Annotated in this window: 24 protein-coding genes; 12 read left to right on the top strand and 12 right to left on the bottom strand. The window is 43.4% G+C overall.

Features of this window, described 5'->3' with window-relative positions; translation table 11 throughout:
• Positions 1-46 precede the first annotated feature (46 nt).
• The 3 genes from AOT82_RS11940 to AOT82_RS11930 all read right to left on the bottom strand — a co-directional run bounded on the left by AOT82_RS11940 (position 47) and on the right by AOT82_RS11930 (position 2,931).
• Complete coding sequence (locus AOT82_RS11940; RefSeq protein WP_227517148.1) at positions 47-532, bottom strand: DUF2127 domain-containing protein; 486 nt, start codon at positions 530-532, stop codon at positions 47-49.
• Between the two features lie 55 nt (positions 533-587).
• Positions 588-1,682, bottom strand: a complete 1,095-nt coding sequence (locus AOT82_RS11935) for a dihydroorotase (protein WP_071003776.1) — start codon at positions 1,680-1,682, stop codon at positions 588-590.
• A gap of 175 nt (positions 1,683-1,857) precedes the next feature.
• Positions 1,858-2,931, bottom strand: a complete 1,074-nt coding sequence (locus AOT82_RS11930; RefSeq protein ID WP_071003207.1) for an aspartate carbamoyltransferase catalytic subunit — start codon at positions 2,929-2,931, stop codon at positions 1,858-1,860.
• A gap of 385 nt (positions 2,932-3,316) precedes the next feature.
• Between AOT82_RS11930 and AOT82_RS11925 the strand changes: the two genes are divergently transcribed.
• Both AOT82_RS11925 and AOT82_RS11920 read left to right on the top strand, forming a co-directional pair.
• Positions 3,317-4,300, top strand: a complete 984-nt coding sequence (locus AOT82_RS11925) for a class 1 fructose-bisphosphatase (protein WP_071003205.1) — start codon at positions 3,317-3,319, stop codon at positions 4,298-4,300.
• A gap of 93 nt (positions 4,301-4,393) precedes the next feature.
• Complete coding sequence (locus AOT82_RS11920; protein WP_071003204.1) at positions 4,394-5,203, top strand: TrmH family RNA methyltransferase; 810 nt, start codon at positions 4,394-4,396, stop codon at positions 5,201-5,203.
• Positions 5,204-5,249: 46 nt separating this feature from the next.
• Here the strand turns inward: AOT82_RS11920 and AOT82_RS11915 are convergent, their stop codons facing one another.
• Positions 5,250-6,182, bottom strand: coding sequence for a DMT family transporter (locus AOT82_RS11915; RefSeq protein ID WP_071003202.1), 933 nt, complete (start codon positions 6,180-6,182; stop codon positions 5,250-5,252).
• A 219-nt stretch (positions 6,183-6,401) separates the two neighbouring features.
• Between AOT82_RS11915 and AOT82_RS14290 the strand changes: the two genes are divergently transcribed.
• Positions 6,402-6,749: a LysR family transcriptional regulator gene (locus AOT82_RS14290; RefSeq protein ID WP_197496677.1), complete on the top strand. Its 348-nt coding sequence runs from the start codon at positions 6,402-6,404 to the stop codon at positions 6,747-6,749.
• Positions 6,728-7,282 carry a LysR substrate-binding domain-containing protein gene (locus AOT82_RS14285; protein WP_197496794.1) on the top strand — a complete coding sequence of 185 codons (555 nt, stop codon included), beginning with the start codon at positions 6,728-6,730 and terminating at the stop codon, positions 7,280-7,282. The genes AOT82_RS14290 and AOT82_RS14285 overlap by 22 nt, the downstream gene beginning before the upstream one ends.
• A 125-nt stretch (positions 7,283-7,407) precedes the next feature.
• Here the strand turns inward: AOT82_RS14285 and AOT82_RS11905 are convergent, their stop codons facing one another.
• The 3 genes from AOT82_RS11905 to AOT82_RS11895 form a co-directional block, all read right to left on the bottom strand.
• Positions 7,408-8,340 carry an electron transfer flavoprotein subunit alpha/FixB family protein gene (locus AOT82_RS11905; protein ID WP_071003199.1) on the bottom strand — a complete coding sequence of 311 codons (933 nt, stop codon included), beginning with the start codon at positions 8,338-8,340 and terminating at the stop codon, positions 7,408-7,410.
• A 151-nt stretch (positions 8,341-8,491) separates the two neighbouring features.
• The gene (locus AOT82_RS11900) at positions 8,492-9,241 is read right to left on the bottom strand and encodes an electron transfer flavoprotein subunit beta/FixA family protein (RefSeq protein WP_071003197.1); all 750 of its coding nucleotides are present in this window, start codon (positions 9,239-9,241) and stop codon (positions 8,492-8,494) included.
• 477 nt (positions 9,242-9,718) lie between these two features.
• Positions 9,719-10,282 carry a DUF421 domain-containing protein gene (locus AOT82_RS11895; protein ID WP_083328939.1) on the bottom strand — a complete coding sequence of 188 codons (564 nt, stop codon included), beginning with the start codon at positions 10,280-10,282 and terminating at the stop codon, positions 9,719-9,721.
• A 272-nt stretch (positions 10,283-10,554) separates the two neighbouring features.
• Here AOT82_RS11895 and AOT82_RS11890 point away from each other — a divergent pair, with 272 nt between their 5' ends.
• The 8 genes from AOT82_RS11890 (at position 10,555) to AOT82_RS11855 (ending at position 17,164) form a co-directional block, all read left to right on the top strand.
• Positions 10,555-11,883 carry a tyrosine-type recombinase/integrase gene (locus AOT82_RS11890; protein ID WP_071003194.1) on the top strand — a complete coding sequence of 443 codons (1,329 nt, stop codon included), beginning with the start codon at positions 10,555-10,557 and terminating at the stop codon, positions 11,881-11,883.
• A 179-nt stretch (positions 11,884-12,062) separates the two neighbouring features.
• Positions 12,063-13,418, top strand: a complete 1,356-nt coding sequence (locus AOT82_RS11885; protein ID WP_071003192.1) for a coiled-coil domain-containing protein — start codon at positions 12,063-12,065, stop codon at positions 13,416-13,418.
• Between the two features lie 133 nt (positions 13,419-13,551).
• Positions 13,552-13,779 carry a helix-turn-helix domain-containing protein gene (locus AOT82_RS11880; protein ID WP_071003191.1) on the top strand — a complete coding sequence of 76 codons (228 nt, stop codon included), beginning with the start codon at positions 13,552-13,554 and terminating at the stop codon, positions 13,777-13,779.
• Positions 13,780-13,782: 3 nt separating this feature from the next.
• Positions 13,783-14,091 (top strand): helix-turn-helix domain-containing protein, encoded by a 309-nt coding sequence (locus AOT82_RS11875; RefSeq protein ID WP_071003189.1) that lies wholly within the window; start codon positions 13,783-13,785, stop codon positions 14,089-14,091.
• Positions 14,075-14,350 (top strand): hypothetical protein, encoded by a 276-nt coding sequence (locus AOT82_RS11870; protein ID WP_071003187.1) that lies wholly within the window; start codon positions 14,075-14,077, stop codon positions 14,348-14,350. Before AOT82_RS11875 ends, AOT82_RS11870 begins: the two co-directional genes overlap by 17 nt.
• Positions 14,343-14,618 carry a hypothetical protein gene (locus AOT82_RS11865; protein ID WP_071003185.1) on the top strand — a complete coding sequence of 92 codons (276 nt, stop codon included), beginning with the start codon at positions 14,343-14,345 and terminating at the stop codon, positions 14,616-14,618. The genes AOT82_RS11870 and AOT82_RS11865 overlap by 8 nt, the downstream gene beginning before the upstream one ends.
• Positions 14,605-14,796, top strand: a complete 192-nt coding sequence (locus tag AOT82_RS11860; RefSeq protein WP_071003183.1) for a hypothetical protein — start codon at positions 14,605-14,607, stop codon at positions 14,794-14,796. The genes AOT82_RS11865 and AOT82_RS11860 overlap by 14 nt, the downstream gene beginning before the upstream one ends.
• A gap of 109 nt (positions 14,797-14,905) precedes the next feature.
• On the top strand, positions 14,906-17,164 hold the full coding sequence (locus AOT82_RS11855; RefSeq protein WP_071003181.1) for a YfjI family protein: 2,259 nt from the start codon (positions 14,906-14,908) through the stop codon (positions 17,162-17,164).
• Between the two features lie 1,557 nt (positions 17,165-18,721).
• On the opposite strand, the gene AOT82_RS11850 is transcribed toward AOT82_RS11855, so the two are convergent.
• From AOT82_RS11850 to AOT82_RS11830, 5 genes are all read right to left on the bottom strand, one after another.
• Positions 18,722-18,934, bottom strand: coding sequence for a cold-shock protein (locus tag AOT82_RS11850; protein ID WP_071003179.1), 213 nt, complete (start codon positions 18,932-18,934; stop codon positions 18,722-18,724).
• A gap of 369 nt (positions 18,935-19,303) precedes the next feature.
• The gene (locus AOT82_RS11845) at positions 19,304-19,636 is read right to left on the bottom strand and encodes a hypothetical protein (protein ID WP_227517147.1); all 333 of its coding nucleotides are present in this window, start codon (positions 19,634-19,636) and stop codon (positions 19,304-19,306) included.
• A gap of 352 nt (positions 19,637-19,988) precedes the next feature.
• Complete coding sequence (gene ilvC / locus AOT82_RS11840) at positions 19,989-21,005, bottom strand: ketol-acid reductoisomerase (RefSeq protein ID WP_058025375.1); 1,017 nt, start codon at positions 21,003-21,005, stop codon at positions 19,989-19,991.
• Between the two features lie 139 nt (positions 21,006-21,144).
• Complete coding sequence (gene ilvN / locus AOT82_RS11835; protein ID WP_071003178.1) at positions 21,145-21,642, bottom strand: acetolactate synthase small subunit; 498 nt, start codon at positions 21,640-21,642, stop codon at positions 21,145-21,147.
• Positions 21,642-23,474 carry an acetolactate synthase 3 large subunit gene (locus AOT82_RS11830; protein WP_197496793.1) on the bottom strand — a complete coding sequence of 611 codons (1,833 nt, stop codon included), beginning with the start codon at positions 23,472-23,474 and terminating at the stop codon, positions 21,642-21,644. The genes ilvN and AOT82_RS11830 overlap by 1 nt, the downstream gene beginning before the upstream one ends.
• Positions 23,475-23,785 lie beyond the last annotated feature (311 nt).

The raw sequence follows: 23,785 nt of genomic DNA, 5'->3' as shown, positions 1-23,785 counted from the left end.
ATGTCTTAGGCTGGCTTCGGCTGGCTTTTTTGAGCAGTTTCAATGGTTATATCAAACCCTTTCTTTTCATATTACGATAAACCACGATAATAATAAGCAGATTAGAAACCAATATTCCCAGTTTAAACCAATCAAATGGACTGGTTATCAGATAATAAACCTCTATAGGAATAAAGACACCATAGCCCAGCACACCAAACCAATACGCCCATGTCTTATCGCGCCATAATCCATAGGCTTCTAGGAAGCGCAAACTGGCATAAGCAAATATCAACAATAAAAACACTGGCCAGTTTTTGCTGGCCTGTTGGGCAATACTTACTACACTGTCGATTTGCGGTGCAAGTAGGTGGCCAAAGGTATGGCGCCAAGAGCCAGTCGCGGTCGTCAGCCAATGCTCAAGATCGGTATGCCACGACCACAATGCACCTGCACCTAATAATGCCCCCACACCTTTGACGACTTCATAGATGGCCACTGCTTTGATAGACTCACTGGCTGTGCTGTGCGTTTTTTCTAGAGGGTCAATCATTTCACCCCCTTTATCCTTCGAGGATAGCGGTAGACTATCATCCTGTCGGGGCAAATTAGCCAAAGAACGTCTCCACAACACGTCCTTGCAACTGCTGATTAAAAAATGGTGTGTTTTTACCATTCGATAGCATAGATTGCGCAGTCACTTGCCACTCAAAATTCGGGTCAACCAATACCGCGCCGCCGATCGCTTCATACTGCTCATGAATACCCGCAATCTTTGCCGGATTAAGACAGATTTTATCAACCAGCTCTGAGAGTGTTAGTACCTCATCATTGACCAGCTGACAGGCTAGCGCCATAAAAGTATCAAAATTCGAGATACCTGGCGTACTCTCAGCAAATGGCGCTTTTTTCGCCGTACTGTTCAGTGGCTCGTGATGACTACAGATGGCATCGATAGTGCCATCTTTTAAGCCACGGCGGATTGCCTGCTGGTCGGTATTACTACGTAGCGGTGGCAAGACATATGCCTGAGCATTAAAGCCTTCAAGATTGTCATCAGTTAAATACAGCTGATGCATCGCAACATCACACGTAACAGGCAAGCCTTTATCTTTTGCCCAGCGCATGAGCTCAATCGAAGACTTGCAAGACAGCTGGCTGAAGTGAGCGGCTATCCCCGTCTCTTCAACCATCAACAGCTGCTTAGACAGTGCAACCGTTTCCGCAATCCAAGGAATCCCTTGTAAACCATGATAAGAGGCGATATAACCCTCATGCGCCACGCCATCTCCAGACAGACTTGGCTCATCAGGATAAAAGAATACTTTCATACCAAAAGTCGCCGCGTACTCTAGTGTTCTTAGCAATACTAAGTCATTGCGAAAAGGTCTACGCGCATTGGATACTGCGATACAGCCGCCCTTTTTAAGCCCTGCAATATTAGACGGTCGTTCGCCCTCTAACCCTGTGGTCAATGCGCCCAAAATATGCAAGTAAATACCGCCATCATTCAAGGCGCGCTCACGCAAGCCCTTTAAGAGGGAGCCATTTTCTAAAATAGGATTGGTGTCAGGTGGCGTGACTACATGCAAAAACCCGTTACCACGAGCTGCCCTACCTTCTGATTCCAGTGTACCGTGTTGCTGTTGGCCCGGCTCACGTAGGCGTGCGCACAGATCGACCAATGGTGGTAATAGCCACATCTCATGTTCAGCATCAAGCGTAGACAATTTTTCTTTGGCAGTTTGTGACAGCGTGTCTTTGAACGCTTTTGGTAAATGGTCAAAGATGGGTGCATCCGTATTAAGCATGGTAGACATAACGTTATTACCGTATCAATAAAATGAAATAAATGAGAATAAGTCGCGCGGCAAGCTGTTACTTGCCAGCCGCTTGATGAGCACGTTGACCTTCCATCGCAAGCGACAAGACCGCCATTCGTATGGCAATACCGTTATTTACCTGCTTTAAGATCACCGATTGCGCGCCATCAGCCACACTAGAGGCAATCTCAACACCGCGGTTCATTGGCCCTGGATGCATAACTAGCGCATCAGGCTTGGCCAATGCCACTCGCTCTGGCGTGATCCCATAATGCTTATAGTATTCACTTGACGATGCCAATAGCGGCGAACCGATACGCTCATTTTGTATTCTTAATCCCATAATCACATCACAATCAGTGACACACTCATCCATATTTTCATATACTTTTACGCCAAAACGCTCAATACCTTTCGGCAATAAAGTACGCGGCGCACACACACGGATATCTGTCACACCTAGGGTTTGCAAGGCGCTAATATCAGAACGGGCGACGCGTGAGTGCTTAATATCACCAACGATTGCGATAGAAAGCTCTTCAAATGGGCGCGGTGCCTCACGGTGAATGGTCAACATGTCGAGCATTCCCTGAGTAGGATGCGCATGCCAGCCATCACCACCATTGATGATAGCAATATCAGGGGTCACTTCTGTCGCCATAAAATGCGCGGCACCTGATGCTGAATGTCGAACTACAAAAATATCTGCGGTCATCGCCTGTAGATTCCACAAGGTATCGCGTAGACTCTCGCCTTTTTTGGTACTAGAGCGTTCGATATCGATATTGAGTACATTAGCACCCAAGCGTTTTTCTGCTACTTCAAAAGTCGTCCGGGTACGAGTCGATGGTTCAAAGAACAAATTCATGACCGTATAGCCATCTAACTCAGGACGATTGATGAGCTGCCCGTTTTCATCAAAGAAAGTCTCTGCTTTTGCGATAATAGCTTTGAGCTGTGCTTTATTAAGACCTTCAACACCCAAGAAATGCCTGATACTGCCATCGGTGTTGAGCTGCGGACGACTCAATGAGGTATTGAGTCTTTGATGAATTGTATTGGGATCAAATTTTGCATAATCAGTCGGTGAGACTGGTTGGGTAGCGCTACTATCGAGAGAATTTGACATAATGGCGAGTCTTTATTGTGGGTTTATATGAGTCTGTCGTAATCGCTTATTCATCTTTGTTCAATCATTTAGCACCGATAGGCACAGAGACGAGGACATTTTGACGCTTATTTGCTACAATTTACCGTAGTCAAACTCGACCAAAAACCGCCTCAGCAGACAATCAGAAAGCGTAAATAGACATGCTATATTCTCATAGAGAATAATTCTGACAAATCTATAAATGAATAACAATAGATATAGTGTAGCCGATTTTGTGGTCAGGACAAAGATACCGTATAAGCTATTTAAAAATTCACCCCTTTAAGGTGTGCCAAATGCCGTCTATGACCTGACTCTAAGACCATCCATTTTTTACTTTCCATACCCTCTATTAGGAAGCGTTATGACGACCTTAGCAGATTATCTAAACCAACATGCCTCTAGTCCTGCACTCAACGACGTAATTACCACGGTCACTAATGTTGGTAAAACCATCTCACAACTACTTAGAAAAGGTGCTCTGGCAGATATTTTAGGCGAGGCTGGCAATCAAAACGTCCAAGGCGAAGATCAGAAAAAACTAGACGTACTGGCCAATGACTTACTGCTAGATGCATTGGCAAAGAATACCCATTGTGCCGGCGTTGCATCAGAAGAGCTTGATGATGCCACCCCTGCTAATGACGATGGCAGTCTATTGGTTTTGTTTGACCCACTAGATGGCTCATCAAATATTGATATCAATATGGCAGTAGGTACGATTTTTTCTGTTCTGCCGTACGAGCGTCAAGGTCAAACCAGTGAAAACAGCGACTATCTACAGGCAGGTAACAAACAGCTAGCAGCAGGGTACTTGTTATATGGCACCTCTACGGTACTGGCGTTGACCATCGCAGATAAGGTCGTGATGTTTAGCCTAGATCCAGATACTGAAGACTATGTGCTAATAGAAGACAACGTGCAAATCGATGCCGATACGAGCGAATATGCGATCAATAGCTCAAATTATCGCTACTGGCGCGCACCGATGCAACAGTACATCGATGAGTTAATCGCTGGCGAGACAGGCGTACGTGGACGCGATTTCAATACGCGTTGGGTCGCCGCTATGGTTGGTGACGTCCATCGTATCTTATGCCGCGGTGGTCTCTTCACTTATCCGTTTGATACCAAATACGCGCATAAAGCAGGTAAACTACGCTTGATGTATGAAGCCAATCCAATGAGCTTATTGATTGAACGCGCGGGTGGCGGTGCGACAGACGCTGTCAATCGCATCTTAGATATCGAGCCCACTGACATTCATCAGCGTGTTCCTGTGGTGCTCGGTAGCAAAAACGAAGTCAATTATGTTAGAGACTTACACGTCAATTATTCTGAGCAGTAATTGATATAAGTACTTTCTAAAAATAACCAGCTTACAGCGAGATTATAAGCTCGATGCTGGTTATCCCTCCTACTCTTCTCTAAGCGACCCACTATGGTACTAAATCCCACCGAGCTGATTACCTCAGATAAGAACACCACCGTCAAGCTTGTAAAAGCCCTATTGGCACAAGCACGTCAACGCAAAAAGCATGGTCAGACCGTCATAGAAGGTGTTCATCTGATAGATGCTGCGCTGCGTAGCGACTATCCTTTTGCCCAGATACTACTGTCTGAGTCAGCGCGTAGTCATCCTGAAGTTCAGCAGGTATTAACTCGCCTGCCGACTTATACGCCTATTCTTATTTTATCCAATTCACTGTACGAGAGTATTCGTAGCTTAGGTACTGGTATCGATATCATGGCGATTATCAACGTACCAACGCCTAGCTTGTCAGTGATTGATGAAGATTGCTTGATCTTAAATGATGTACAGGACAGCGGAAATGTCGGCACACTCCTGCGTACAGCAGCAGCCGTTGGTATTCGCAACATCTTATGTACCAGTGCTACCGCGCAAGCTTGGTCTCCCAAGACGCTACGAGCAGGTATGGGTGCACAGTTTGCCCTGACTATTTATGAAGGCTTGAGTACGCAAGATATTTTAGATCACGTAAAAGTTCCACTGTTGGCGACCAGCTCACATACCGATACTATCATTTACGATCACGATTTATCTGCGCCTGTGGCGTGGATTATGGGTCATGAAGGTCAAGGCGTCAGCGATGATTTGATGCAATGTGCCACCCCTATCGCTTTACCGCAGCCAAATGGGCAAGAGAGCTTAAATGTTGCGATTGCAGGATCTTTATGTCTGTACGAAACCTTGCGCCAACGCAGCTATCGAGAGCTTTCTTCATTTTAAGCACTGATTATTATTGTATTTTTTAAAAAGAAGCCAAGCCGCCGAGTTATAGCGCGACTTTCGCTTCTTTTTTTGTCGCTTCTTTTTTTGTAGGCGTTATAGCGGCTTGTTTCTTTTTACTGAGTTGAATCATTACGACCCCAGCGGTAATCAATACCAGCGCTACTATCTCTAAAATAGTAATCTCTTCGCCGATGAAGGCAGCAATGACAACTGCAACGATTGGCGCAATATACGTCGCACCCGCCGCACGCACTGAGCCGAGTTTATCAATCGTAAAGTAATACAAAATGTACGCAGCGCCCGTCCCCAACAAACCTAGACCCAGCACCGTTCCCCACAATGCTTTGCTATCGTCAGCAATCGCACCGATACCCTCAAAGCTTACCAACAATGCCAGCGTCACGACAGCAAGGAATGTTTGCCACGTTGCCAATGCCAGCGGAGGCAGCTGTAATGGCGAGAGGTATCGACGGGCATACACAAAAGAAGCCCCGACACTCATCGACCCTGATAGCATCCAGACCACTCCTATGCCAGATACCCCATCGGAACCTTGCCACGGGCGCGCCGCTAGCACAATACCAACAAAGCATAATGCCACACCACATGCCATACGCCTGCTCGGGCGCTCTTCTGGTAAAAATAATAGTGTGCCCAAAAAGGTAAAAATAGGAATTGAACCGCTTAATAAGCCTGCGATACCGCTAGGTAGCACCGCTGTCCCTGCAACAAAGCCATAATAATAAAACGAGGTTGCCAGCACTGACATGACCATAAAGTGTGGCAGGTGGCGCAGCTGCGTACGTGTAATCACTTTACTGTGCCACGCAAACACGGCTAGCGGCAAAAAACCAAACAATACACGTAACAACACTGTCTGCGCAGGTGAAATATAGACGGTTGCCCATTTCATAAACATAAAATTTGAGCCCCAAATAACGCCCAATACCACCAAACCTGCATACGCTTTTAACATGTGACGCTCCTTAGACATACCGAAAAATTTAGGTAATAGCAGCGATAAAGAAGATAGGTTTTTAGAAGATGGCAAATTTTCTAGGGTTATCTTCTGCTTTATTGTCTGCTTTGTCTTAAGTGTAGCGAGCTTTTAAAAAAACCTAACACGATAATAAAAGATGCTAGACTGTAGAAAATCTATTATCAAAATTTTAATACAATAAGTGAGGTCTGTATTATGTCCAATCCGCATACCTTGCCACCTATGAATGCGCTGCGGGCTTTTGAAGCCGCAGGTCGCCATCTTAATTTTCGGCGGGCAGCAGACGAGCTGTTCGTCACGCAAGGCGCTGTCGCACAGCAAGTACGGCTATTAGAAGAACATCTTAACGTTGCATTATTCATAAGACATGCAAAAGGGGTAACCCTCACGCATCGGGGTAAAACCTACCATACGGAAATCAAGCACGCCTTCGAAACCATAAAAAATGCGACCACTGCGCTGTATAACGCGCCTAAAACCGTGACTATCAGCACCTCGCCAACTTTGCAAGCAAGCTTTTACTGCCACGCTTACCTCATTTAATAACCGCCGTTCCTGATATTGAGCTGCGTACCATCGCCACTGAAACGATTGCTGATTTTGACCGCGATGAGGTTGATATTGCGATTCGGTTCACCAAACCGCCACTGCCTACTCATCTTGAAAGCGCCAAGTTGTTTACCCAAGTCTCCTTGCCTGTTGCCAGTCCCACATTGATAGGCAACCAATCTTTGCCGCTGTCCTTAGCGCAATTACAAGCCCTACCCTTATTGCACGAAGCCCACAATCATTGGTCAGATTTTTTAGGGGTTACCCATGCCCTATCAGGCATCGTATTTAATCAAATGACATTGGCACTCGATGCTGCGGTTGCAGGTCAAGGAGTAGCGCTTGCACCTAAAGCCTTTATCAAAAAGGAATTGCAGACAGGATTGTTGATACCTGTTAATGATAAGACCTTGACGCTTGAGTCCAGTTATTACTTAGTGCGTAAGCGCACCGCCTTACCGCGTCCTAGTGTAGATGCCGTATGGCAATGGTGTCTTGATCATTTAGTAGACAAAGAGACACCTTAATGTTTATAAAAAAACGCTCAACACAAAAAAATCCCGCTATCCAACCAGTGATGGTGAGGATAGCGGGATTTGAATGATGCTAATGATTAAATAATCCTTAGCATCAACAGCTGTTATTAACTGTCTTAGATTTTGCTGGTCAATTCAGGTAGTGCCTCGAACAGATCCGCTTCTAAGAAGTAGTCCGCGATGCTGGCAATCGGCGCTTCTGGGTCATTGTTGATCGCAACGATGACTTTAGAATCTTTCATACCAGCCAAATGCTGAATCGCACCTGAGATACCAGCGGCGATATATAGCTGCGGTGCAACGATTTTACCGGTTTGACCAACCTGCATATCGTTTGGTACATAACCTGCGTCGACAGCGGCACGTGATGCGCCAACAGCAGCGCCTAGTTTGTCAGCCAATGGCTCAATATATTTGGTGAAGTTTTCACCATTTGCCAAGGCACGACCACCAGAAACCACGATACCAGCTGAGGTCAATTCTGGACGATCAGACTTAGCCATTTCTTCGTTCACGAAGCTAGCTTTGCCAGTTTCTTGTACATTATCGATCGTTTCAACAGTCGCTGAACCACCTTCGCTTGCTACTGGATCAAACGCGGTCGTACGTACGGTTAGCACAACTTTATCTTCAGAGGTTTTGACGGTTGCCGTTGCATTGCCTGCATAAATTGGACGCTCAAACGTTTGCGCATCTACTACGCCTGAGATCTCTGACAACATGCTGACGTCAAGTAACGCGGCAACGCGTGGCATAAAGTTTTTACCAGTCGTAGTCGCAGCTGCTAGGATATGGCTATAATCACCAGCGACATCAGCAACCAATAATGCAACGTTGCCTGCCAATTGATGCTCATAGACCGCGTTATCAGCTAAGAGTACTTTTGTCACGCCTTCTGCTTTTGCTGCTTCATCAGCAACGGCCTGCGCGCCACTACCTGCCACTAATACATGGATGTCATCACCGATTTGCTTAGCAGCAGCGATGGTGTTCAAAGTTGCCTTTTTTAGACTGGCATTGTCATGTTCTGCATATACCAAAATTGCCATGGTTTTAATCCTTTATTTATTCGTATTATCTATTCATGCGGTTGTTTGTGTACAAAGCCCTTTGAGCAACTATCGTTTAATATAAATAAAGCAGTCAAATTCTTAGCTTTGTACAGGATATGCCGTAGCGAAGTATCTAATCATTGAAAAATTAAATGACTTTTGCTTCATTTTTTAGCTTATCGACCAACTCATCAACTGACCCTACTGTAATACCAGCTTTGCGCTCAGCAGGTGGCATGACTTTAATAATTTCTTGCTTAGACGCCATATCGACACCGAAATCTGCTGGCGTTTTCTCATCAACCGGCTTTTTCTTCGCTTTCATGATGTTAGGCAGTTTCGCATAACGTGGCTCATTCAAACGTAGATCAGTTGTGATGACTGCTGGCAAATCAAGGGCAACTGTTTGTAGACCGCCATCGATTTCACGCGTTACGTTGACTTTGTCGCCTTCAACCTTCACTTCTGAGGCAAACGTACCCTGACCGATACCCATCAATGCCGCTAGCATCTGACCCGTTTGGTTGTTGTCGTCATCAATCGCTTGTTTACCCAACAAGATAATATCTGTGCTTTCTGTTTCAGCGATATTTTTTAGAATCTTGGCAACTTGTAGTGGATACGGTTTTTCGTCACTCACGACTAAAATACCACGATCAGCACCCAATGCTAGAGCTGCACGAATTTGCTCTTGTGACTCTTTTGGACCGATAGACGCGACGATGATTTCATCAATGACGCCAGCTTCTTTTAGACGAACGGCTTCTTCTACTGCGATTTCGTCAAAAGGGTTAATCGACATTTTGGTGTTTGATAGATCAACGCCAGAGTTATCGGCTTTTACACGTACTTTTACGTTATAATCAATGACACGCTTGACCGCTACTAATGCTTTCATACGTTCCTCGTTTATTAATGTTATGAATTAAAAAATATCAGTTAAGAACCAAATTTTCGTTGTGGTTCAAATCGTCGTTCAAAATACTACTCAAGGTTATTACTATATCAACAGATGTATAACTAATTAAGAAAAATACGCCAATATTCGAAATTATATTAGCATTGCACTTCTTACGGATAAAATCTGCTAAAGCTAAGCCAACCGTTCTTATCAGACCTATGTATCTTGCGTCAGCCTGCAGATAAGGTCAAGACAACGCCGTGAATAATGCGTCATAAATTTGTCACTATTCTATAATAAATAGTTATAAGCACGTAATCTAGTGATTTTCCTTTGATAATAGCCTTAAGAGTCCTCCTCTTTATAGCACTCTCAATGGTATGTTTATTTAATATTTTGTTATTATTTATTTCCTAGGGTTTAACTAATAGTAGTCGTGAAAAACCTAATAGCTATATGTCGCTGTCTTTATAGCTATATGTCGCTGTCTTTGTTAGAGCTCATTAACAACTCACTGTCACGTATGTCATCAAACAATGCCCAGTCAGGAGTTACATCATTGTTTTTGATGACGCTCATGTCTCCTGTCGTCTCCATAATGACCGCAAATATTTCAGTTTTGGCTTTGATGCCATTCTTGCGCAGCACTTCCTGAACATCGCTGGTCGTAAGATTCGCTTCTTTTAAGTTATCTGAGAAGTATTCGCCATGTGCCATGAGTATGATGGCACGATTGTCTATCAGCGCTTTTAGAGGTTTAATCTTGCGCCTCACTATTGAGATAGCACCTTGAATCAAAAACAATACCGCAACCGCAAACAGTCCTTGCAACAGAGACGGCTTGTCAGCCAATACAGTCGATGCCAATATACTGCCAATACCAACTGTCATGGCAAAATCATGGCTTGACAGCTTTGAGAAACTACGTAGACCCATCAATCGGGTACAGAGCATCAAACCTATATAGAAACCCACCGCAGATAAAGAAATGCCTAACAGCTGTTGCCAGTCGATTGAAAACCAAGTTTCCCATTTCATAATAGAGCCTTATTTATTATTGAGTCAGTACCTATTATGAACTGATGATTATTAAGAAAATCAATCAAACGCTACTTCAGATAAAATGATATAAAAAAAGCAACCTGATAAGAGGTCATATTTTGATAAAGCCTGATAAAACCTGATAACCCCAAACCCTTTATTTTACTAGCCTTTACTGCTAATATATCACTTGTGATAACGTTAGTGCAAACGTAAAAACGGCTACCAAATGGCTACCAAACTGGCTACCAAATAAAGGTAATAAGACAATGGCTAAAGCAGACCTAACAACTGATACTCAAATCAAGAAAGCAATCAAAGACACTATCAAGACTGCTAAGACAGCCAACTACCCTATTTCAGGCTATAAAGGCTTAGAGCTACGCATAAGACCGCATAAAGATAGCCAAGACGCTACCGCCGACTTTAGACACCGTTACACCCACCCCATTACAGGCAAACGCCCATACATGACGCTAGGACAGTACCCAGCGTTGAGCCTTGCCGATGCCCGTCAATACCACAGCGACAACATGCAGTTATTAGCTAAGGGTATAGACCCAATAGAGCATAGAGCCGATGCCAAGCAAAAAGAGATAACAGACCGCCAAAACACCTTGCAGCACTTCATCAATGAATGGCGCGATATTCAAGACAGCAAAAACCTATCTACAGGCACTATTAACAAGAATAAAGAACTGCTAAAACCGATTGAAAGTCAGCTAGGGCATATGAGAGTTACAGACATAACACCTAGTATCGTTATCAAGTTTATTAATGGTATTCAAAAAAAGCACACTTACAAAGGGTTAAGAGTAAGAACATTACTAAAAAGTATCTTACAGATTGCCAAAGCTCATATGATTATTGAGTACAACCCAGCAAGCGAGCTACAGGGAACGCTTAAAAATCACAAGGTCAAACACCGCCCAGCATTAAGCAATGACGTTACCGCATTTGCCAAACTGCTAAACGACATTGACCAGTTAGATGATGCACGCCAGCTATATAACAAAAGCATATTACAGCTACTGTCTTTAACGTTTGTCCGCATTGGTGACGCTTGCGCCATGCAGTGGGCAGACATTGACCTGAACGCCAAACAATGGCATTTAGAGCCGCAAAAGAGCAAAGGACGGGGCGACATGGTGGACAGCATAGTCATACCATTAGCACCGCAAGCTATGGCTATATTAGAGCGTATGCAGCCACTGACAGGCGAACAAAAACATGTATTCCATAATAGCAGACGCAAAAAAGCGCCCTATCACCACATGCAAGAAGTTAACAAGGTGTTAAACAGTGAATTAATGAATGACGGCAAAGGTTACAAACACATTCACAGCCCCCACGGTTTTAGAGCCAGTGCAAAAACCATGCTAATGGAGCGACTGGGCTATGATGAGCTAATCACCGAACTCGCACTAGGTCATGCAATGCTGAATAAGTACGGCAAAGCATACAACCGCATGACGGCAATAGAGGATAGAACGCGCATGATGACCAAATGGGCGAACTATTTAGACGATATTAAGGCTGGCAAGTTTGATAACGTTATTCATGCTGATTTTAAGAGTAAAAAAGAGAAACAAGCCTAAAACAGCACTGCCATAACTGACAAAACCCCCATATTAGACAGTTTTTAACCAGTTTTGACAGCTCAAGGGCTGTCATTCCACTTGTGAGGCTAGGTAGTCATGAACCGAACGACAGCAATTTACACCCTTATGCTGTCAGCGCCTCACTCCTACTTTTTTTAAGGGTGTAGGGTGTAAATATGAGTGTTTTAATTAAAGAGTTAGAGGCTAGAAAGGACGATTATATTCTAGTAGCAGATGTTATAAATACTATGGCAAATGCGACCAATAGCACACCTGATGAGGTAGTCAAATATCTTGATGCTCATAATATTGACGAACATCTAACCCTACTTTATATGGACGAAAGTTATAATTTTGAGCCTTATAATGGTTATTTTCTAGGTCTAGGTAATGACGCCAATATAACCTACTTTCAAAAATCCGATGTAATGGCATTTGAGCCAATCACAAAACACGGTATTTTCAAGGGAAGCCAAGCCGCTAACGATATGGTTCATGATGTGTACGGGCGGACTTACGACATTACTCAACACAAAAAAAATCGTGAAGATGACTACTTAACGTTAAGTGAGACAATTCAGCTAATCAATACTAATATTAATCCTAATAATGAAAGTGGACTATCTGTTGATAATACTAAATTGAGAGACTTAGCTAGGAAAAAGAAAATTACACCTTGTTTTTATTACCATGGCTATGTGGGCGAATTAGATTATCAGGGAGTTTTACATACAGAAGTTATTGCTGCTTACTTCACTTATAGGTTATTAACTGAGGAAATTTGTGGTTACGATGACTATATGAAACTACCAAGTGACGGGGTCAAGATTTATAGAGTTATTGAAAGGAAAACCGCAGAATTTGCAGATTATGATGATGGATTGTTTTTATTCTATGAAAACCCCAACGGGCTGAACGATGCTGAAAAAGGTAGGCTATCACATATTGAAGCGGACGAAATCAGATTTTCGAAGCGTGAACTGGACGGCTATATAGCCTCACTTGCGCCCGTTTCTGTCAGCGATGAGCCTACAGCACAAGACAGCGAACTACTCACAAAATTAGAAAGCGCCCAAGCTGAGAATGACAAACTCAACGCTAGATTGAACAAAGCTAGTGATATTTACAGGCAGAACCAAAACGAGATAAAAGAACTCAAGGCACAGCTTGAGAAAGCAGAAGCTGATATTAAAGAGTTCAAAGAGCAGCTAAGCAATAAAATAGATGCGCCTGATAGCATTGATGAATTAAAAGGAATTGCTAAGCTAAATATTGAAAAGCCTATTTTCATAAGTAGCGCCAAAGCAATCGCTGATTATCTTTGGTCATTGGATAAAAGCGAGGCTATTAGAACGGGCGACATGGTGCAGCAAGTCAAAGCAATTATGATTAAGGTTAATTATGACTTACTACCTAGCGAGGACGAAACTATAAGAACATGGCTAGCAGAAGTTGCGCCGCCTCATGCTAAAAAATCAGGTAGAACCCCAAAGAATGCGCCCAGCGAAATCACCCTAACCATGAAAAAATAATATCCTTAAACGCTATCAATCCTCGTTAACCCCCGTAACCGCTAGGTTTAGGGGGTTTTTGTTATCTAAAAACAAATCTAATCTGTTAACTCCAGACCACGCCAATCAATGGCAATCATTAGGAGTTAATAGCATGACCCCAGCAACAGACAACACACAGACACCCCCAGCAATTCACCCAGACGGGCAAATGCGTATCAAACAAGCCGCCGCTATCTTAGGCATTCATCATCAAACGTTACGCCGTTGGTGGAAAGCTGGCAAGTTTATCAAGCCGTCAAACGTCAATGGCATTTTGCTATTCAAGAACAGCGACATTCTGGCATTTATTGATAGCCAACATACTGACAGTGAGGTGTAACCGATGACCACTACAGCAACCGCACCCGTTACCAATGAGCAAACACCCAAGACCCAAATCGACATTATAAGAGCGCACTTAATGACAGGCTCATCAATAACCACTTGGGACGCTTATCGCCTTTACCGCATTACTTGCCTTGCCCAACGCATACATGAGCTTAGAAAGTCGGGGTTAGTCATTCAAAGCGAGATGGTGACGCACAATGACAAGCGTTTTAGCCTGTATTGGCTCGATGAGGCAACCTTGCTAGAACTTGAGCACACCGACAGCAACGACAGCAAAGGAGCAGCACATGCCCCAGTCCAATGATGTTTTAGAACCGCGCCTAGTAACTGTGGATAGCCTTTACTTACGTCTTATGAATGACCGCATACAGGACATTTACCGCGATACTGACCACTTAGCCACCGCGCTAGATGCTATCAATACAAAAGACGATGTTAGTCAAGGCGTACTTGTGGCAGTCAAAGCCGCACTTTATGCCAATAGCGAGCTGGCAGGTATTGTTAGTGACATGTTTTGTGAACACGCATTACCGTACCAAACGGAGGCAATAGACCATGAATGATAACGATTTTATAAACGAAGTCATGGACGGGCTGAAAAATGAGGGCATGTTGATGATACCTGATGACTTTATAGACCAGCTCATCATTACCTTGCACGCCAATGTAACCATTATTAATACCATGACAGAACTTGCAGAGCTTGAAATCAAGATGTTAGGCAGCTTGTTACCTACAGGCAGCCGACAAGTAGAGTCGCTAAAAAATCTATCTGTAAAAATAGCAGAAATCGCTTTTAACGTGGAGGACGTAAGAAATGAGCAACGATAACAGAAATGACCTAACAACCGACCACGGAGCACACAATCGCAATGAGCCACATAAACGCGGCTTACTACTGAGATTTATCATCTTTATGGCATGGGTGATAGGTATTGGCTTGCTACTCTCACTGGTAGCATGCCAGCCAAACAATCCAAAGGTTTTTATTGTTGAGGAGGTAGCATAGTGAAAACCTACCCACCAAAGCAAAGCCGTAAGCACGCCAAGCGTAAAAGCTACTACAAAAAGTATAGAGCCACACGCCAGCCGAAACAGACGCAAGCAAGGGGTAAAAAATGACTACCACACAGCAAAACGCCCATGCGACCAACACGGGCGTAACTACTGTTTTGGGCGACCACAGCCCAGCAACGGAGCAAACATTACAAGGTGACAAACTGCTAACTGATATTTATCACCTGTTAGAACCCAATAGTTTGTTAGACATTCAACATGAAATCGCACCGACCACAGGCGAACATGCAGGGGTAAAGCAGCAAACTACGGGAACAGTAGGAGTAATATTACATAATAGAGTTATAGAGGCAATCAGTATTGTTTGCTTTACGCCAAATGATAGCAGCTTGCCGTTTGTCACTGACACAAGCCAATCATGCGCGTTATTTCTTGGCACACCTAAAAATGATTATGAACTTGTCATCGTTGATAATTATCAAGATGGTGTAATGCTCGCTAAGCATTTTGCACATGAGAAAATCATAGTAGCAGTGAGTCCAACGCCGTACCTATTCCTTGATACGGTTAAGCACTTTGCACACGACACCCAAGTAACGATATTCCCAAGCATTGAGCACAAGGACAAGGTTAAAAAACAGTTTGCAGGGTGCAACGTCAAAGTAGTTATAGCCCCATTGGGTGTGATAACTCATCTTGAGTGTGGCAAAAGTTATGCTGAAATCTTATCTTTTGATGATACCCAGATAATCGACTTGGAGCTTGCAGACTGGGCAAAGCCAAAGCCAATCAATCACACCTTGCCACCAGTGACCAGCATAACCAAGAACATGCTACCTGAACCGCTTTACAACTATGCAATGAACAGCGCCGAACGGCTCAACGTATCGCTGGAATTTGTAGCAGTGCCTTTGCTTGTGGCATTGGGTAGTGTTGTTGGTACAAAGGTAGCTATCATGCCTAAACGCTATGACGACTGGGACATAGTGCCAAACCTGTGGGGTGCAGTCATTGGGCAACCCTCAAGTAAGAAAAGTCCCTCAATCGCCGCCGCAATGAAACCGATTGATAATCTTGCCAGCAAAGCACGGGCAGCTCATGAACTCGCTAAACAAGAATATGAAACGCAAAAGCTTATCAACGACAGCAAAGCAAAGGCAGACGATGACGCACTCAAGAAAATGGCTAAGCAGCTCGCTACCCAAGCCGATGACACGGACAACCCTATAACACCTGATGACTTGCACCAAAAGGCAGCCGCCATAGCAGAGAGTAAGGCGCAAGATAACAACGTCCCTACACCACGCCGACACATGGTAGGCGATATTACTATGGAAAAGCTGGGCGAAATTGAGAACGAGAACAATAATGGCGTACTACAGTTTCGTGATGAGCTGTCAGGCTTTTTAGCCAGTCTTGATAAGGAGGGCGAACAAGAAAAACGCGCGTTTTATTTAGAGGGCTTTAACGGTACAGGCAGCGCAATGGTGGACAGAATAGGGCGCGGCTCGCTATTCATTGAAAATCATTGTTTGTCTGTCATTGGTGGCTTGCAGCCTGATAAGCTCGAAATGTATTTAGAGAAAACCATGCGAGGGTTAGGCAATGACGGACTCATGCAACGCTTTCAAATGATGGTTTACCCAGACCCAATAGCACGGGCAAAGGAGAACGATATAGCCGTGGACAAGGACAGCCGTAACGCCGTTTATGCCTTGTTTGAGTCAATGGACAACCTTTATACTGATAGCCTAGTCAGTTACGGGGCACATGAGCCAAACGAATATTACAAGCGCCCATACTTTCGTTTTGATAGTAATGCCTATCCTGTGTTTATGGATTGGTATAACAACTTACAGAACAAAGCTGATGAGGCAGAACATGACGTAATAACCCAGCACTTGCTCAAGTATGGCAGACTGATACCAGCGTTAGCCCTCATCTTTCATCTGGTGGACTGTATCGAAATAGGCAGACGTTTAGGAGGGGTTAGCCTTGACGCACTCAAAGCAGCGATTGCATGGGGCGATATGTTGGAGTCGCACATGCTGAGAGTTTATAGCTGCATTACTGATAATTCACACCTCAAAGCGTCTTTACTATCAAATAAAATATTAGAGATGGTTAAAAAAGGAGGTGACAAAACCGACAAAACCAACTGGCTAAGTTATGGCTTTACGGCTCGAAGTCTTAAGCGCAAGAACTGGAAAGGGCTAAATGATGACAATGCCATACAGACCGCGCTTGATGTGCTGATAGAATATGACTGGCTCAATTACAAGCAGGTGGAAAGCACGGGACAAGGGGGCAGACCGACAGAGCGTTACTTTATCAATCCAAACCTAAAAACATTTATTTAGTTTCGTCAGTTTTGGCAGTGCAATATCAGGGCATTATTAATAAATAGCGCCCTTTTTTGTGTCTTTTGAGGGGTTATGTCAGTTTTGGCAGTGCAAAGTTAGAGGTAGTAGCAATAATTTTATGATTAATTGGTGTATGAACGTCTTTTTATAATGCTCAACAACCTAAGGAAACCCTAAGGTTTTAGATAAACAGACACCGTGCCGCATGTTGTCATTTGTTTACATTCAAAACAGTTTGATGACATGCCAGCATGTTAATAAATGTTAAGGTTTAAAACTAAACAAGTGGTACTCAATGGACAGACCAAGCCCTTTTATAGTGTAAAGAAACTAAGGTTTTCGGACACGTTAGAACCTAATCAAAACTGGCGCTCAAAATTAATCTACCCTGCCTTGCATGTTGTCATTTGTTGACATTGGTAGCTAGTATCGACTACAGAAAACTACAGGTTAGAACCTCATAAAACCTCACTTTGAAAGCAGACCAGTACAACGGCAAACTACTAATTTTTACTATATTGGCAGGCAGTACCGACTTGTCAAAACTTGTCATTTAGTACCTGATAAAACCTGAACCCAAAACCCTATAAAACCTTACATTCAAAACCAAATCACACGCCGCTAATGCTAACATTGAAAAGGCAGCCACCCATCATTGCGAATATCACAAAGCCATGCAGCATAAGGGCTTAGCTAATTAACGGACAAGTATCGCGCGCGTACGCGAGGCAAGCGCCAATTACAGGGTTTTCGGAGTCCATAAAGGGATAGTTTTTCGGAGTGATTTAAAAGGACTGGGGTAGTTTTTGGAGTCCATAAAAAGGACTGTTTTCGGACTGTTCTAAATCAACTAAGGGTAATTCTTTGAGTCCATAAAAGGGACTTTATGCACAGGTATCGTAAGGGACTTTTCGGACATCGTAAGAGGGGCTAAAAATGTATTGTTGGACACGTTAAGGGCTAGTTTATGGAACAGTACGCGCACGAGGCATATTCTGCCCGTGATTGGTAGTTTCAAGACAAGTAACACGAGGCAGCATAAGCGACTTTTCGGACAGGTAAACGCCTTTTTATAATGCGTAGAAACCTATTGAGCAGATAACCCCCAATGGGGGTGAATTACCAAACGCACAGAAACGCACGAAATACGCACGCATTTAAGTGCCATTATTGAGCGCGTGCAGCATTCCACAATTCAACCCCATGCAAACAAAAAGCAACCCCTAAAACTTTCAGAAACGCTCAGGCGTAAAAGTTACTTAAGCCGCGGTCACTACTCACAAAGCCATGAACCATTACACCGCCCTATGGCTACCAATAGCTAAAATTTAAAGCAACTGGCTACCAAAACGGCTACCAAATCTTAACGTCATTTATAAACAACTAATAAAATCAATAACTTAAGCATAAAAAAAGCAACCTGATAAGAGGTTGCTTTTTTTTAAAGTCTAAACAGTATTTTTATTGTTTTTATAAACAAAAATTTTATGCATAATCGTCACTCTCACTGTCATCAAGCCTACTAAACATCAGTGTGCCCAAACAGCAAAGAGATTATAGTGCTTCGATTTGCTCAGCTTGTGGACCTTTTTTGCCCTCACCTAAGATGAACGACACTTTTTGGCCTTCGGCTAGCGTTTTGAAACCGCTACCTTGGATAGCGCTGTAGTGAGCGAATACGTCTTGTCCGCCGTTGTCTTGAGCGATAAAACCAAAACCTTTAGCTTCATTAAACCACTTTACAGTGCCTTCAACTTTATCTGACATAAATTTTCCTGACTCTTTAACTGTTGGCGAGACTTGTATCATCACCGATTAATTGATATATACCCATGCATCTTTTGCTGAACGCTACGGTTCAAAATTGCAAATAATCTAAGAGAAAACCTGAATTTTTTACCTCAAATACTTTGAGTACAATCTGATTATAACAGTTTTCTATACAGGTAACAGTCTAAATTGATGTTTTTTGTAAATAAATTCCAGCTATTAAAACCCATCAAAATAGCTAGCATTTTTGCCGTTATCATATTGATATTGAATAAATTTTTAACATATGAATATTAGGCTACAATTACGAAGCCATCGTTAAATACGACAAGAAAGACCCTTATAGGCCAAAAACTCATTCATTACCTATTGCAATATCGGTAACCATGGTGAACTTAATACAAGCAAACATAGCCCAAAAAATATCAACGAAAACGACTGACTATAAGCAATATATTTGGCCGGTATGACCAAGTCTTTAGGAGAGTCAGGGATACCTTTGCGCTTTAGTAGTCGCGTACCGTAGACCCAACCAAAGGTCGTGTAAATGCCATAAGCGGCAGGTACAGCAATCGCGAGCGGTGCCAAATCAATCACGTATAGGACAACAACAGAGATAAAGAACCAGATGGTATCTAAGATTGAGCTGATTTGGAAAAACTTAGATTTAGGCAGTTTACCATCGGTTTTCTTAAGCATTTCTCCTTCTATCCAAATTAAAACTGCTACGACAGCGCTAAGAGTAATATACACGAATTGCGGCGTTAGCCAGTCTGGATAAGATATTTGCACAACATACAACCTGTAATCTATAGAAAATATGAATGAGGACTCATCTACTTTGATCAATCAAAGATAAATAAGCACAGTAAAAGCCCACTGGCTAATGTGAAGATGCCTGCCTATATTGGGCAGTTTTTACTGGTTTTCAACCAACACATATAGCGGTGTAACCCTATGTCAAAAGTAGGATATAAAAAACCCCGTGCTATCAGGTGATAACACGGGTTACTTAATAAACTACCAAATACTCTATTTAAGTAGTATCGAATTAGTTTTTGTCTTTATCGATGATTTTGTTACCACCAATCCAAGGCATCATAGCGCGCAATTTGGCACCTGTGGTTTCGATCTCATGCGCTGCATTGTTACGACGACGAGCTGTCATTGATGGATAGTTGGTTGCACCTTCAGAGATGAACATTTTTGCGTACTCACCAGACTGGATGCGTTTTAGCGCGTTACGCATGGCTTCACGTGACTGCTCATTGATGACTTCAGGACCAGTGACATATTCGCCGTATTCAGCGTTGTTACTGATTGAATAGTTCATGTCAGCGATACCGCCTTCATACATTAAGTCAACGATAAGCTTTAGCTCATGTAAACACTCAAAGTAAGCCATTTCTGGCGCGTAGCCTGCTTCAGTAAGGGTTTCAAAGCCCATTTTTACCAATTCAACCGCGCCGCCACAAAGAACCGCTTGCTCACCGAATAGATCGGTTTCAGTCTCATCTTTAAATGTGGTTTCGATGATACCTGAACGACCACCACCAACGCCAGCAGCGTAGGATAATGCTAATTGCTTAGCTTGACCTGAAGCATCTTGGTAGATGGCGATTAAGTCAGGAATACCGCCACCTTTGGTGAACTCTGAACGTACGGTGTGACCTGGTGCTTTTGGTGCTACCATGATAACGTCAAGGTCGCTACGTGGCACTACTTGGTTATAATGGATAGCAAAACCGTGGGCAAATGCAAGGGTCGCGCCTTCTTTGATGTTTGGCTCAATGACATCGTTGTAAAGCTCTTTTTGGAACTCATCAGGTGTCAAAATCATGATAACGTCAGCAGCTTTTACCGCTTCTTCGACTTCAGCAACTTTTAGGCCTGCATTTTCAGCTTTTTTCCATGAGCCTGAGTTGGCACGTAGACCAACCGTTACATCAACGTCTGAGTCTTGTAAGTTAAGCGCGTGCGCATGGCCTTGTGAACCATAACCGATAATGGCCACTTTTTTACCTTGGATAATGGATAGATCACAATCTTTGTCATAAAAAACGTTCATAAATAGAGTCCTTGTCCTCAATCATGGCTTACCATGGATAGTAGACGCTTATACTGTAATCAAGATAGTGATTAAGATAAGCGCTTTGTTGATTTAAATAAATAGTTCTTCAATAAAATAGGATATTTGGGCATTAATTCTAGGTGCTAAGGGTTTTCTCACCGCGGGCAATACCAATCACACCCGAGCGAACCACTTCCATAATACGGTCACGTCCAAGCACATCGATAAAACCGTCAAGCTTGGCTTTGTCACCAACGATTTGAATCGTATATAAGTTGGCATTCACATCGACAATCTGCGCACGGAAGATATCTGCGCTGCGTTTCACCTCTTCACGTACGCTGCCAGTTGCTCGTACTTTGATGAGCATCAATTCACGCTCAACGTGTACATTCTCTGTCAGATTATGCACTTTAACTACTTCAATCAATTTATGCAATTGTTTGGTGATTTGTTCAATTCTTTCTGGTGAGGTAATGGTCGTTAAGGTCAAGCGTGAAATGCTTGGGTCATCAGTAGGCGCGACGTTGAGCGTTTCGATATTGTAGCCACGTTGTGAGAACAAACCGACTAGACGCGACAACGAACCCGCTTCGTTTTCCATCAATACCGAAATCAGATGTTGTTGTTGCATTAGGTACGCTCCCCTTTTGTTAACCACATATCACGCATGGCTTGTCCAGCGATTTGCATCGGATATACATGCTCATTACGATCGACATAAACATCGATAAATACCAACTTGTCCTTCATGGCCATCGCTTCAGCCAACTGCTCTTCCATCGTATCAGGGTCAGTAATCTTGATACCAACATGACCATAGCTTTCAGCCAATTTGACAAAATCTGGCAAGGAGTTCATATAAGACTGTGCATGGCGTCCTTCATATAGCATGTCCTGCCACTGCTTCACCATACCTAGCTGTGCGTTATTTAAATTTAGAATTTTAACTGGCAAGTCATACTGCAAGCAAGTTGACAGCTCTTGGATATTCATCTGAATAGAGCCTTCGCCTGTGATACACACCACATCACGCTCTGGATTAGCAAGCTTGGCTGCCATGGCATACGGCAAGCCAACGCCCATCGTACCTAGGCCGCCTGAGTTCAGCCATTGGCGAGGCTCATTATAAGTATAGTAAAGGGCTGCAAACATCTGATGCTGACCGACGTCACTTGTGATAATAGCGTTACTGTTAGTCACTTTATCTAGAGCTTGTACGACACTTTGTGGCTTAATGCCATTATCTGTGCTGGTGTCATAACGCAAACCATGGCGCTTACGCCACTCATTAATTTGTGACCACCAATCGAGCAATGCGTGTTGCTCTAATTGCTTATCTTCTCCAACGATCTCTAGCATATCGGTTAAGACAGATTTTACATCGCCAACGATAGGAATATGCGCAAGGATGGTCTTTGAAATCGACGCAGGATCGATATCGATATGGATAATCGTCGCGTTCGGACAGAATTTTTTGACATTATTGGTGACGCGATCATCGAAACGCGCACCCACTGCCAAAATAACATCGGCATGATGCATAGTCATGTTGGCTTCATAAGTACCATGCATACCAAGCATACCTAGAAACTGACGATCAGAGCCAGGAAATGCACCAAGACCCATCAATGTATTGGTCACTGGTAAATTAAGACGGTGAGCCAGATCAGTCAACTCTTCGTGAGCATTGCTCCAAATAACGCCGCCACCTGCATATACGACAGGACGCTGGGCAGATAATAGTGTCTCGACCGCTTTTTTGATCTGACCACTATGGCCTTTGAGTGAAGGCTGGTAAGAGCGTATAAATACCTCTTCTGGATATTTATAGGCAAACTTTTCACTAGGCGCAGTCATGTCTTTTGGCACATCAATAACGACAGGACCTGGTCGGCCAGACTGTGCAATGTGAAATGCCTTTTTGACAATCATCGGAATTTCGCTAGCATGGCGCACTTGGAAGCTATGCTTAACGATCGGACGTGATACCCCCACCATATCCGTTTCTTGGAAAGCGTCTTCACCTATTAGGCTACTTGGCACCTGACCTGAAATCACGACCATTGGTACTGAATCCATAAAAGCTGTCGCAATAGCGGTAACCGTATTGGTTGCACCAGGTCCTGAGGTTGCCAGTACAACCCCCGTCTCACCAGTAACTCGTGAATAAGCGTCTGCCATGTGTCCTGCCGCCTGCTCATGGCGCACCAAGATATGCTCAATGGCTTCTTGCTGAAATAGCGCATCATAGATGTGTAGAACGGCACCGCCTGGATAACCAAAGATATATTTGACACCTTCGTCTGTCAGCGCTTGTACCAGCATTTCAGCGCCCGATAGCATCACAGGCTGTGAGCTGCCTTCTGCAAGACGTTGTTGTTTTTCTTCAAAATTTTTGGCGGCATTACCCGTTTGGGTATGTCCCGTCATATTCGGACTTTGCGTGGTTTGCGTCACTGTCATCACCTTTTTTTGCGGCGAGAATTCGCAGTATGTTATGACTGAAGATAACCCCTTATAGGTATTATTTTCACGCTCATAAGATGGGTGCCAATTCTTGTCCATATCAAGAATATTTGCCTATCATATTTAAGCAACGTTGCTTTTTAAGACAGCAAATTACTCAAACATAGCAATGTATGTAAGGTCAGTTTTGTGATGGATGTTTATCGATATACAGTGACAAGATGCGGACGCACCTATGAAAGAAGCTTATTATTGAGTCTTTCTATAAATAAGTACTGATAATAAATTCATGGGTGCAAAGACGTAGA

The sequence above is a fragment of the Psychrobacter sp. AntiMn-1 genome (genome assembly GCF_001854065.1).
Classification (GTDB): domain Bacteria; phylum Pseudomonadota; class Gammaproteobacteria; order Pseudomonadales; family Moraxellaceae; genus Psychrobacter; species Psychrobacter pacificensis.
The sequence above is the reverse complement of the archived record's forward strand: the minus strand, read 5'-3'. Positions and strand labels throughout refer to the sequence as shown.

Excerpts from the sequence above, each read along its gene's own strand:
- AOT82_RS11880 (WP_071003191.1), top strand. The coding sequence starts at position 13,552 with ATGACCCCAGCAACAGACAACACACAGACACCCCCAGCAATTCACCCA.
- AOT82_RS11900 (WP_071003197.1), bottom strand. The coding sequence starts at position 9,241 with ATGAAAGCATTAGTAGCGGTCAAGCGTGTCATTGATTATAACGTAAAA.
- AOT82_RS11915 (WP_071003202.1), bottom strand. The coding sequence starts at position 6,182 with ATGTTAAAAGCGTATGCAGGTTTGGTGGTATTGGGCGTTATTTGGGGC.
- AOT82_RS11905 (WP_071003199.1), bottom strand. The coding sequence starts at position 8,340 with ATGGCAATTTTGGTATATGCAGAACATGACAATGCCAGTCTAAAAAAG.
- AOT82_RS11860 (WP_071003183.1), top strand. The coding sequence starts at position 14,605 with ATGAGCAACGATAACAGAAATGACCTAACAACCGACCACGGAGCACAC.
- AOT82_RS14290 (WP_197496677.1), top strand. The coding sequence starts at position 6,402 with ATGTCCAATCCGCATACCTTGCCACCTATGAATGCGCTGCGGGCTTTT.
- AOT82_RS11855 (WP_071003181.1), top strand. The coding sequence starts at position 14,906 with ATGACTACCACACAGCAAAACGCCCATGCGACCAACACGGGCGTAACT.
- ilvN (WP_071003178.1), bottom strand. The coding sequence starts at position 21,642 with ATGCAACAACAACATCTGATTTCGGTATTGATGGAAAACGAAGCGGGT.
- AOT82_RS11935 (WP_071003776.1), bottom strand. The coding sequence starts at position 1,682 with ATGTGGCTATTACCACCATTGGTCGATCTGTGCGCACGCCTACGTGAG.
- AOT82_RS11875 (WP_071003189.1), top strand. The coding sequence starts at position 13,783 with ATGACCACTACAGCAACCGCACCCGTTACCAATGAGCAAACACCCAAG.
- AOT82_RS11925 (WP_071003205.1), top strand. The coding sequence starts at position 3,317 with ATGACGACCTTAGCAGATTATCTAAACCAACATGCCTCTAGTCCTGCA.
- AOT82_RS11940 (WP_227517148.1), bottom strand. The coding sequence starts at position 532 with ATGATTGACCCTCTAGAAAAAACGCACAGCACAGCCAGTGAGTCTATC.
- ilvC (WP_058025375.1), bottom strand. The coding sequence starts at position 21,005 with ATGAACGTTTTTTATGACAAAGATTGTGATCTATCCATTATCCAAGGT.
- AOT82_RS11830 (WP_197496793.1), bottom strand. The coding sequence starts at position 23,474 with ATGACAGTGACGCAAACCACGCAAAGTCCGAATATGACGGGACATACC.
- AOT82_RS11920 (WP_071003204.1), top strand. The coding sequence starts at position 4,394 with ATGGTACTAAATCCCACCGAGCTGATTACCTCAGATAAGAACACCACC.
- AOT82_RS11865 (WP_071003185.1), top strand. The coding sequence starts at position 14,343 with ATGAATGATAACGATTTTATAAACGAAGTCATGGACGGGCTGAAAAAT.
- AOT82_RS11850 (WP_071003179.1), bottom strand. The coding sequence starts at position 18,934 with ATGTCAGATAAAGTTGAAGGCACTGTAAAGTGGTTTAATGAAGCTAAA.
- AOT82_RS11890 (WP_071003194.1), top strand. The coding sequence starts at position 10,555 with ATGGCTAAAGCAGACCTAACAACTGATACTCAAATCAAGAAAGCAATC.
- AOT82_RS11885 (WP_071003192.1), top strand. The coding sequence starts at position 12,063 with ATGAGTGTTTTAATTAAAGAGTTAGAGGCTAGAAAGGACGATTATATT.
- AOT82_RS11930 (WP_071003207.1), bottom strand. The coding sequence starts at position 2,931 with ATGTCAAATTCTCTCGATAGTAGCGCTACCCAACCAGTCTCACCGACT.
- AOT82_RS11845 (WP_227517147.1), bottom strand. The coding sequence starts at position 19,636 with ATGCTTAAGAAAACCGATGGTAAACTGCCTAAATCTAAGTTTTTCCAA.
- AOT82_RS11870 (WP_071003187.1), top strand. The coding sequence starts at position 14,075 with ATGCCCCAGTCCAATGATGTTTTAGAACCGCGCCTAGTAACTGTGGAT.
- AOT82_RS11895 (WP_083328939.1), bottom strand. The coding sequence starts at position 10,282 with ATGAAATGGGAAACTTGGTTTTCAATCGACTGGCAACAGCTGTTAGGC.